The organism is Lactobacillus nasalidis, assembly GCF_016587775.1.
Lineage (GTDB): Bacteria > Bacillota > Bacilli > Lactobacillales > Lactobacillaceae > Lactobacillus > Lactobacillus nasalidis.
This window is the reverse complement of the sequence record NZ_BOCG01000705.1, coordinates 1-3,217: the sequence shown is the minus strand read 5'-3', so window position 1 is coordinate 3,217 and position 3,217 is coordinate 1. Positions and strand designations below refer to the sequence as shown.

Here is a 3,217-nt window from a genome sequence, read left to right as displayed (position 1 = left end):
ATCGGCCCGATCAGTTTTTTATACTGGGCCAATCGGCTGATGAAAACCCGCCCGTTCCGGCTGCAGTAGGCCGCAAAAATCGGCGGTGAAAAAGACTCGATCTGGTCAGAGCTGGCCAGCTTGACCGGCAGAAAAGGATCCTTGGCCAGATCACCCACGGCTGCCATAAAGTCGTAGTACTCTTGCTCCGTCATCGCCGGGTGCTTTCTTTTGAAAAGAACTTCCGGCAGCCCGGCCTTTTTCAGAACTTCCTGCGCGTCAATTCCGTAATGTTCCAGCAAATCTTCATAGCGGCCGTCCAAAATAAAGTGGTTCATGTTCTTACCTTCCTAATCACTTAATGATTAGCCTAAGTATAGCCGCTGGAGAAAAATTTTAGAAGATCAAAAGACGCCATTTTTAAAACAGAAGACGCCAAAAAGCCAGGGCTGGCTTGCCCTGGCTTTAAAACAATCAATCCTAATTTTCTAAGGCCAATTTGCCTCTGACCTCGTCAACCTGCTTTTGAACCGACTCCGGCGTTGGTCCCCCTAAAGAAGTCCGCTTGGCCAGGCAGTTGTGCAGGTCAATCGCTTGATACAAGTCCTCATCAAACAAGTCACTGTAACCCTTGTAAGTTGCCAGCGGCAGGTCTTCCAAAACCGTGTCCTGGTCAATGCACAAGGCCACCAATTGCCCGGAAATATGGTAGGCATCTCTGAACGGCATCCCCTTCTTAGTCAAGTAGTCCGCCAGGTCCGTGGCATTGATGAAGCCCTTTTGTGCCGCCTGGTGCATCGCCTTTTCATTGGCCTCCAGAGTCTTGATCATCGGGATAAAAGTCTCCAGACACAGTTCAACATTGTCGATGGCGTCAAACAGGGCTTCCTTGTCTTCCTGCATGTCCTTGTTGTAGGCCAGCGGCAGTCCCTTCAAGGTAGTCAAGATCGCCATCAAGTCCCCATAGACCCGGCCGGTCTTGCCCCGGGCCAGTTCAGCCATGTCCGGATTCTTCTTTTGCGGCATGATGGAAGATCCAGTCGTGTAGGCATCAGCCAGACGGACAAAGTGGAATTCCCAAGATGACCACAGAATCAGTTCCTCACTCAAACGCGACAAGTGCATCATCACCAGCGCCAAATCGCTCAAGTCTTCCACCACGTGGTCCCGGTCGCTAACCCCGTCCAAACTGTTGGCCACCGGTGCCTTGAAGCCCAAAAGCTCAGCTTCATACACCCGGTCGATCGGGTAGGTCGTCCCCGCCAAGGCACAGCTGCCGATCGGGGAATAGTTCATCCGCTCTTCCATCTGCCCCAGCCGGTCCAGATCCCGCATGAACATGTAAGCATATGCCATCAGCTGGTGGCCAAAAGTCACCGGCTGGGCCCGCTGCAAGTGGGTGTAGCCCGGCATCAAGCTGCCCTTGTACTTCTCGGCCTGGTCGCAAAGGGCTTCGACCAGCTGCTTTAAAAGCTGCTTGATCTGCCCGTTTTCCTCCCGCATGTAAAGGCGGATGTCCAAGGCCACCTGGTCGTTTCTTGACCGGGCCGTGTGCAGCATTTTCCCGTCCTGCCCGATCCGCTCAGTCAAGGTCTCTTCAATGAACATATGAATGTCTTCGGCAGCCGGATCGATTTCCAGCTTGCCGCTGTTCAAATCTGCCAAAATGCCCTCTAAGCCGGCAATGATTTTGCCGCTGGCTTCCTCAGGAATGATCCCTTGTTTGGCCAGCATTTTGGCATGGGCAATGGAGCCCGCGATGTCTTCCGGATACATTCTTTGGTCAAAACGGATCGACGAATTGAAGTCGTCCGCGATCTGGTCAGTTTTACCGGAAGTTCTGCCGGCCCACATTTTTTTCATCACAATCACCCAATCTAAAAAACTTCGTCCTATTTTTGTGCGTCAAGCTTGGCTTGTACTTGAATCGGCAGGCCGAACAGGTCAATGAAGCCCGCTGCTTCTGCCTGGTCGTAATCAGATTCGTCAAAAGTTGCCAGGTCGGTTGAATACAGGCTGTTTGGCGAAGTTACCCCAGCCTTGATAATGTTGCCCTTGTAAAGCTTCAGCTTCACGCTCCCGGTCACGCATTCCTGGGTCTTGTCGACAAAAGCCGCCAGAGCCTCTCTTAAAGGAGTGAACCACTGGCCGTCATAAACCAGTTCCCCGTAAGTAATTGCCAGCTCAGACTTCTTGTGCTGCACCTGCTTGTCCAAGGTAATGGTTTCCAGGTATTCATGCGCGAAGTAGAGAATGCTGCCGCCTGGAGTTTCATAAACCCCTCTTGACTTCATCCCCACCAGACGGTTTTCTACCAGGTCCAGGAGGCCAATCCCGTTTTCACCGCCCAGCTTGTTCAGCTTTTCCAAGATTTCCTTTAAAGGCAGCTTTTCACCGTCAAGTGCCACCGGCACGCCCTTTTCAAAGTCCAGGTGCAGGTAGGTTGGCTTGTCTGGCGCGTCCAGAGGTGAGACGCCCATTTCCAAAAAGCCCGGCTTTTCGTAAGTCGGCTCCAGACTCGGGTCTTCCAGGTCCAGCCCTTCATGGCTGAGGTGCCAGAGGTTCTTGTCCTTGGAGTAGTTGGTTTCCTTGCTGATCCGCAGCGGCACGTGGTGGGCAGCGGCATACTCGATTTCATCTTCTCTTGACACCAGTTCCCATTCACGCCAAGGAGCAATGATCGGCATGTCCGGGGCAAAGTGCTTGATCCCCAGTTCAAAACGAACCTGGTCGTTGCCCTTGCCGGTTGCCCCGTGAGCAATCGCGTCCGCGCCTTCCTTGATTGCGACTTCAGCCAAAGCCTTGGCAATCAAAGGACGAGCGTTGGCCGTGCCCAGCAGGTAGCCTTCGTACTTGGCATCTGCTTTCAAGCATGGCAGCAGATAGTCGTTGACATATTCATCTTCCAGGTTGGCCACAACCAGCTTGGCTGCCCCGGAGTTCTTGGCTTTTTCTTCCAGCCCGTCCAGTTCTTCGCCTTGGCCGACGTTGGCGGAAACCGCGATGATTTCCGGGTTGTTGTAGTGTTCCTTCAGCCAAGGAATGATTACGGAAGTGTCCAAGCCGCCGCTGTATGCCAAAACGATTTTCTTGATCTTGCTCTTGTCGATGTTCATTTATATATTCTCCTCTTGAATTCTAACTTGCTTTTAATCTGACTCGCTCTTGCGCCTCATTATTATCACCTTTTCTTGCTAAAAAAAGCCGTCCTTTTGCTGTTATGCAAAAGGACGACTTG

General features: G+C 52.3%; 3 protein-coding genes. All 3 read right to left on the bottom strand.

Features of this window, described 5'->3' with window-relative positions; translation table 11 throughout:
- Positions 1–317: AraC family transcriptional regulator ligand-binding domain-containing protein (locus tag lacNas_RS13485; RefSeq protein WP_201346950.1), on the bottom strand; the 317-nt coding region annotated here is incomplete at its 3' end.
- Positions 318–459: 142 nt separating this feature from the next.
- Complete coding sequence (gene argH, locus lacNas_RS13480) at positions 460–1,842, bottom strand: argininosuccinate lyase (protein ID WP_201330276.1); 1,383 nt, start codon at positions 1,840–1,842, stop codon at positions 460–462.
- A 29-nt stretch (positions 1,843–1,871) separates the two neighbouring features.
- Positions 1,872–3,095 carry an argininosuccinate synthase gene (locus tag lacNas_RS13475; protein WP_201330275.1) on the bottom strand — a complete coding sequence of 408 codons (1,224 nt, stop codon included), beginning with the start codon at positions 3,093–3,095 and terminating at the stop codon, positions 1,872–1,874.
- Positions 3,096–3,217 lie beyond the last annotated feature (122 nt).

Coding starts and splice junctions, on each gene's coding strand:
- lacNas_RS13475 (WP_201330275.1), bottom strand. CDS start 3,095: ATGAACATCGACAAGAGCAAGATCAAGAAAATCGTTTTGGCATACAGC.
- argH (WP_201330276.1), bottom strand. CDS start 1,842: ATGAAAAAAATGTGGGCCGGCAGAACTTCCGGTAAAACTGACCAGATC.